Below are 7048 nucleotides of genomic sequence, written 5' to 3' on the forward strand. Positions count from 1 at the left end.
GTAACGCTAATTTTCAAATAATGAACGACATTAACAATTACCTTAGTGAAAACTTGAGAGTCAAATTTACTAGATATTTGTATGAATGAATATCAATTAGGTCGATAATCATCAAATGATTTTAAAATCATCATTTATACAGATTAATTTATCTTCTTATTTATGATTTATGAAGCAATTTCTATTGTCGTAATCAACAAGATTTGATGTATCAAGTTAATATATTAGGGTTCAGATTAATATAATCAATTTAGATGTTTAAATTTAGGAGGAACTATCCAATATGGCAGTATTTAAAGTATTTTTCCAACATAATAAAGATGAAGTAATCGTTCGTGAAAACACAAATACGATTTATGTTGAAGGTGAAACAGAAGAACAAGTAAGACGTTATTTAAAAGACCGCAATTACAATATCGAATTCATTACTAAATTAGAGGGCGCACATTTAGAATATGAAAAAGAACATTCTGATCATTTTAACGTGGAGAATGCTCAATAATGAAGCAATTACATGCTAACGAAGTAGGTGTATATGCTTTAGGTGGCTTAGGTGAAGTCGGTAAAAACACTTATGCTATCGAATATAAAAATGAAATTGTTATCATTGATGCCGGAATAAAATTCCCTGATGATAATTTATTAGGGATTGATTATGTTATTCCTGATTACACTTACCTCGAACAAAATCAAGACAAAATTGTCGGTCTATTCATTACACATGGACATGAAGACCATATAGGTGGTGTGCCCTACCTATTAAAACAAATTAATGTACCTATCTATGGCGGTCCATTAGCATTAGGATTAATTCGCAACAAGTTAGACGAACACAATTTATTACGTAACGCTTCACTAAATGAGATTACAGAAGATAGTGTTATTAAGTCTAAACACTTTGAAATATCATTTTACTTAACTACACATAGTATTCCTGAAGCTTATGGTGTAATAATTGATACACCTGAAGGTAAAATTGTTCATACAGGTGACTTTAAATTTGATTTCACTCCTGTAGGCGAACCTGCGAATATTGCTAAAATGGCAGAATTGGGTAAAGAAGGCGTATTATGTCTATTATCTGACTCAACAAATGCATTAGTACCTGATTTCACATTAAGTGAACGTGAAGTAGGTCAAAACGTAGATAAAATTTTCCGTAACTGTAAAGGACGTATCATATTTGCTACATTTGCTTCTAACATTTACCGTGTACAACAAGCGGTTGAGGCTGCTATTAAATATAATCGTAAAATAGTAACATTTGGTCGTTCCATGGAAAATAATATTAAAATCGGTATGGAATTAGGCTATATTAAAGCACCGCCAGAAACTTTTGTTGAACCAAATAAGATTAACAACATTCCAAAACATGAATTACTAATTTTATGTACAGGATCTCAAGGTGAACCGATGGCGGCTTTATCACGAATTGCAAATGGAACTCATAAGCAAATTAAAATTATACCTGATGATACTGTTGTATTTAGTTCATCACCTATCCCAGGGAACACTAAAAGTATCAATCGCACGATTAATGCATTATACAAAGCTGGTGCTGATGTTATCCATAGTAAAATTTCAAATATCCATACATCAGGTCACGGTTCTCAAGGCGATCAACAACTTATGCTTCGCTTGATTCAACCGAAATATTTCTTACCAATTCACGGTGAATATCGTATGCTTAAAGCGCATGGACAAACGGGTGTGGACTGTGGTGTTAAAGAAGAGAACGTCTTTATCTTTGATATCGGTGATGTACTCGCATTGACACATGACTCTGCTCGTAAAGCCGGTCGCATACCTTCTGGTAATGTGTTAGTAGATGGTAGTGGAATTGGTGATATAGGTAACGTTGTTATTCGTGATCGTAAATTATTATCTGAAGAAGGATTAGTCATTGTAGTGGTTAGTATTGATTTCAACACTAATAAATTACTTTCAGGTCCAGATATCATTTCTCGTGGTTTTGTGTACATGCGTGAATCAGGTCAATTAATTTATGACGCTCAACGCAAAATTAAAACCGACGTAATTTCTAAATTAAATGCTAATCCAAATATTCAATGGCATCAAATTAAATCTTCAATCATTGAGACATTACAACCTTATCTATACGATAAAACTGCTCGTCGCCCAATGATTTTACCTGTAATTATGAAAGTAAACGAAGATTAAATATAATGATGTAATCACATAGAGAAAGAGTCTGGGACATAATTCCTAGAGAAATAGCCAGTAAATGAGTTTTAACAAATTCATTTACTGGCTTCTTTATTTACAATACTCCGTATTGTTGGCTCGCTTTCTTAGGGGACAGCTTCAGCCTGTAGTCTTCAGCTTGTCCTGTTCCCTCAAGAGTCTCGCCAAAATACTTTGTATTTATATGTAATTTTACATTGTAATACTTTTAAAAAATAAAGACTTTCGTATAATTTAATAAACATCACTAAACTAAATTAACGAGGTCCTTTATAAAAATTATAGCATGGCTCAAATTACTCTACCAATGGAAACTTCAGTTCTTATCCCCACAAATGATATTGTTGAAACAATTCCTGACAATGAATTCGATGTATCCAGACATCACCGTGGTGCAACTTCGTACTATCCTAAAATGATGTTAAAAGTGATTCTATATGCCTACACACAATCTGTATTCTCAGGTCTTATTTTTTTAGAATTTCACCTATGAATCTTTTTCTTGATTAAAATTTGCTGGCAACGTTTTAACAAATGTAAATAATACAATTGTTTGAATCACGACCATTATCATTAATCCAATTCGAATATATAAGTTTGAAATCATAAAAATAGAAAAACCAACTACAATATATAAACTTATAAGTATTCTTATTTTTTCTTTCATAGTATACCCTTTGTATTTTTTTAAATTTTCAACATAATTTTTATAAATTTGAGTGCTTTCAAGCCATATTTTGAATTTCCGGGAACTATTAGTAAAACAAATCGCTGCTAAAATTAGAAAAGGTGTCGTAGGTAGTAATGGTAATACTGCCCCTGTAAATGCGATTACAGTAAATACTATTCCTAATGCTATTAATACATATCTCATGTAGTAGAATCATCACTCCATCATCTTATTCTCAAAAAATTGTTGCTGATTTTTAAATTCTTCTAACTGTTCATAAAAACATCACAAATATCAATGTTACTAAATATTAAATCAATAGCTTTTTTATTTAGTAGTCATTTAATAGTTGTGATGCAACATTTATCTTACAATTTTCTTTTCAAAACGATTTAAATCATTATCGTGTCCGATCATAATCAATATATCTCCAAATTCTATATTCATAGACGGGTCTGGTGATACAACAATCTCCTTGCCTCGTTTAATTGCTATAATATTGATTCCAAATTGCGCACGAATATCCAAATCAATAATCGATTGTCCTGTCATTTTTTCGCTTGCTTTTAATTCAACTAGTGAATGCTCATCTGCTAATTCAAGGTAATCTAAAACACTAGCACTTGCGACATTATGAGCGATTCGTCGTCCCATATCTCTTTCAGGATGGACAACTGTATCGGCACCAATTTTATTTAAAATTTTAGCATGATAATCGTTTTGAGCTTTAGCTGTAACTTTCTTAACACCTAACTCTTTGAGAATTAGCGTAGTTAATGTACTAGATTGAATATTTTCACCAATCGCTACTATAACATGATCAAAGTTACGTATACCTAAACTTTTCATCACTGCTTCATCAGTAGTATCAGCTACTACAGCATGGGTTGCAATATCACTATATTCATTGACGCGTGCCTCATCCCTATCAATTGCCATAACATCCATATCTAATGCATTTAATTCTCTTACAATACTTCCACCAAATCGGCCTAACCCAATAACAACATATTCTTTCTCCATTTAATGGCTACCCCTATCTATAAAAAATAAGGAAAAAGCTGAAACAATCGACATCATGTAGATTACTATTAACCAAGTTAATGTACATAGATGTTAATTATTTCAGCCCCCTTTTATTATTATAATTATTTTTTTCCTTCAACATATTCTTTATCGAATACAAATAATCTTAATAATAATATTAACGATGGAACTAATAAAAGTAAACCTAAAATAAATACAATCACTAGTGCTAAGCCCATTGAAGCATTAACACCTGAATCACTCACTTTGATATATGGATATAACAAGTAAGGTAATTTGCTAATTCCGTATCCATAAAAAGCGAATGCCATTTGTAATATAACCATGATAAATGCTAGACCATGATATTTCTTGATGAAGTTTAAAATTCCGGCTACTACAAAACAAATGAAGCTTAATGCAAACATCCACCAATAATTTTGAACTGCATTATTAAAATGATCTGCATTTTGAATTCTTAGAGATAAGAACACAAATAGAGAAATAATAATCATTGGAGGTCCCCAGAAAATAAACCATTGTCGCATATATTTATAAGCTACTTCGTCTTTAGCTTTCGAAGCATAATATGTTAAAAATCCAGAAGAAATATATAATACACTTATGATTGCTAGAAAGACGACTGACCATGCAAATGGACTTAGTAATAATTGAAACCAATCTAAATCAAAATGAGAACCACGTTCAGTAATATAGCCACCTTCAGATATAGTTAATACCGTTGCCAATGAAGCTGGTATTAACAAACCTGTAAGTCCATACATGATAATCCATGGTAATTTAGTATCCTGACCATAATGTTCAAACGCGTAAAAGCTTCCTCTAATAGAAATTAAAATCAACGCAATTGAACCAGGAACTAATAGCACAGTACCAAAGTATAACGCTGAATCAGGGAAAAATCCTACGAATCCGACAAAGAAAAAAACAAAGAAAACATTAGTAACTTCCCAAACAGGATTTAAGTAACGCTCTACTAAGTGATTTATCTTTTTCTCTTCCCCAGTTAATTTTGTGTGTAAGGTAAAGAAACCTGCACCAAAGTCAATTGAAGCAACAATGATATATAAGAATAAGAAAGTCCAAAGTACGGTAATACCTATAGTTGTGTAATCCATTAAGCATGACCTCCTTTTTCAATGACTTTATCTACATCATCTTGAGCAGGCTTGTCTTTGAACATGCGAATTAAAACATATGCAGATGTAAAAAGTAATACTAGATAAAGTAGCCCGAATAGAATTGTTACAAGTGTTATTCCTCCTGCCTGTGTAGCAGCTTCACTTACTCGCATATATCCTCTAACAATCCAAGGTTGACGGCCTACTTCAGTTAAAAACCATCCAAATTCAATTGCTAACATTGCAGCTGGTCCTGTGAGAAGAACAGCATATAACATACCTTTATGCGTAACGTATTTACGCAGTTTTTTAATCATTAAAGTTAAAATAAAGGCTCCTGAAATAACAAAACATAACACACCCATCGTTACCATTAAGTCAAAGAAATAATGAACGATTAATGGAGGTAATTCATTTTTAGGGAAGTCATTAAGACCCTCTACTTTAGTATTTACATTGTTATCCGCCAAGAAACTAAGCATACCTGGAATCTTGATTGCACCTTCAACTTCTTGAGTCTTTTCATTTAGAACTCCGAAAAATACTAAATCAGCCTTAGATTGTGTATCAAAATGCCATTCGTAAGCTGCAAGTTTTTCTGGTTGAACTTGATGTAAGAATTTAGCAGATAAGTCTCCAGCTAACATTGACAATAATGTTGATATGAAACCAACAATCATAGTCATCTTTAAGGCCTTTTTATGATATTCTGCATCTTTGTTGTATTTATTTTTCAATAATTTAAAAGCTGCAATAGATGCAAGAATAAACGCCATTGTCATACCTGCTGTAGCTACTACATGAAACGCCCTAACTAGGAATGATGAATTGAACATTGCTTCAAGTGGTTGTACATTAACCATTTTGCCATCTTTCATTTCAAAACCTGCTGGTGTATTCATAAATGAGTTTACAGAGGTAATAAAGAACGCGGAGAATGAACCACCAATGATGACTGGTATACTAATAATGAAGTGTGTCCATTTATTTTTAAAGCGATCCCATGTGTATAAATAAATACTTAGGAAAATGGCTTCAAAGAAGAATGCAAAAGTCTCCATAAATAAAGGTAAAGCAATCACATGCCCACCCATTTTCATAAATGTTGGCCAAATTAATGATAATTGTAAACCGATAATCGTACCAGTTACAACACCAACAGCCACAGTAATGGTATAACCTTTCGACCAACGCTTAGCTAGTGCTATATATTTAGGATCCTTGTTTTTAATTCCTAAAAATTCTGCGATTGCGAACATTAAAGGCATACCAACACCGACAGTCGCAAAGATGATATGTACTGCTAGAGTCATACCTGTTAGGAAACGACTAATTTCAACGGAATCCATAATTTTATCACCTTTTCTATATCTAATTTTTAAAAAGCAATTAATTTAAATTATATTATGTTCTAATTTCTAACTAAATCCTTTTGCTTAAATTTAAGAAAGATTTTTAATATGTAATTCACATAATTTTCACAGTTTGCAATTGAATCAAAAATTTTATATAGTAATTTTCATGATAATAACCATATTGGGAGTGAACTAAATTGACGGAATTAGTTATTTATACTCAAAATGATTGTCCGCCTTGTACATTTGTAAAAAATTATCTTACAGAACACAAGGTAGATTACATTGAAAAAAATATCTCGAATAATGAGTATCGTTCAGAGATGATTGATTACGATGCATTTGCTACACCTTTTATACTCTTAGATGGTGAACCAATGTATCAAGTTGATTTGTATAAAATCAACACTAAGTGTCACATTAAATCATAAAGTCATCACACTAATAACCTAACACTAAAAAGGAACTATTTAGTTGTTAGGTTTTTTTATTTTGTAATCAAAACCACCCGTGTGAACGGGTGGTTTGTTCTACGGCTATAAGCCTTCCTTACTGGCCAGCCCTAAAAGGGCGCTGACAGGTCAGCCAACTGCACTACTTTCCCAGCACCCCTAAAGGGGTACTATTTTTTTCGTCTTTTTTTAATTTCT

General features: G+C 32.2%; 7 protein-coding genes and 1 pseudogene. 4 read left to right on the forward strand and 4 right to left on the reverse strand.

Features of this window, described 5'->3' with window-relative positions:
• The first annotated feature begins 283 nt into the window (after positions 1 to 283).
• The 3 genes and pseudogenes from AC1RRU_RS09870 to AC1RRU_RS09880 all read left to right on the forward strand — a co-directional run.
• Entirely contained in the window at positions 284 to 502 is a 219-nt protein-coding gene (locus AC1RRU_RS09870; RefSeq protein WP_002448185.1) for a DNA-dependent RNA polymerase subunit epsilon, read from the forward strand.
• Positions 502 to 2181, forward strand: a complete 1680-nt coding sequence (gene rnjA, locus AC1RRU_RS09875) for a ribonuclease J1 (RefSeq protein ID WP_011276138.1) — start codon at positions 502 to 504, stop codon at positions 2179 to 2181. The genes AC1RRU_RS09870 and rnjA overlap by 1 nt, the downstream gene beginning before the upstream one ends.
• A 310-nt stretch (positions 2182 to 2491) precedes the next feature.
• A pseudogene (locus AC1RRU_RS09880) lies at positions 2492 to 2671 on the forward strand (transposase); the annotation flags it as partial.
• Positions 2672 to 2692: 21 nt separating this feature from the next.
• Here AC1RRU_RS09880 and AC1RRU_RS09885 read toward each other — a convergent pair.
• The 4 genes from AC1RRU_RS09885 to AC1RRU_RS09900 all read right to left on the reverse strand — a co-directional run bounded on the left by AC1RRU_RS09885 (position 2693) and on the right by AC1RRU_RS09900 (position 6392).
• The gene (locus AC1RRU_RS09885) at positions 2693 to 3079 is read right to left on the reverse strand and encodes a YbaN family protein (RefSeq protein ID WP_011276141.1); all 387 of its coding nucleotides are present in this window, start codon (positions 3077 to 3079) and stop codon (positions 2693 to 2695) included.
• A gap of 159 nt (positions 3080 to 3238) precedes the next feature.
• Positions 3239 to 3898, reverse strand: a complete 660-nt coding sequence (locus tag AC1RRU_RS09890; RefSeq protein ID WP_011276142.1) for a potassium channel family protein — start codon at positions 3896 to 3898, stop codon at positions 3239 to 3241.
• Between the two features lie 125 nt (positions 3899 to 4023).
• Positions 4024 to 5040 carry a cytochrome d ubiquinol oxidase subunit II gene (locus AC1RRU_RS09895; RefSeq protein WP_011276143.1) on the reverse strand — a complete coding sequence of 339 codons (1017 nt, stop codon included), beginning with the start codon at positions 5038 to 5040 and terminating at the stop codon, positions 4024 to 4026.
• Positions 5040 to 6392 (reverse strand): cytochrome ubiquinol oxidase subunit I, encoded by a 1353-nt coding sequence (locus AC1RRU_RS09900; RefSeq protein WP_016930740.1) that lies wholly within the window; start codon positions 6390 to 6392, stop codon positions 5040 to 5042. The genes AC1RRU_RS09895 and AC1RRU_RS09900 overlap by 1 nt, the downstream gene beginning before the upstream one ends.
• A 203-nt stretch (positions 6393 to 6595) precedes the next feature.
• Here AC1RRU_RS09900 and AC1RRU_RS09905 point away from each other — a divergent pair, with 203 nt between their 5' ends.
• A complete protein-coding gene (locus AC1RRU_RS09905) occupies positions 6596 to 6829 on the forward strand; it encodes a glutaredoxin family protein (RefSeq protein ID WP_016930741.1) in 234 nt (77 codons plus the stop codon).
• The last annotated feature ends 219 nt before the right edge of the window (positions 6830 to 7048 follow it).

It is taken from the genome of Staphylococcus sp. GW821-FHT11H10, from assembly GCF_058807855.1.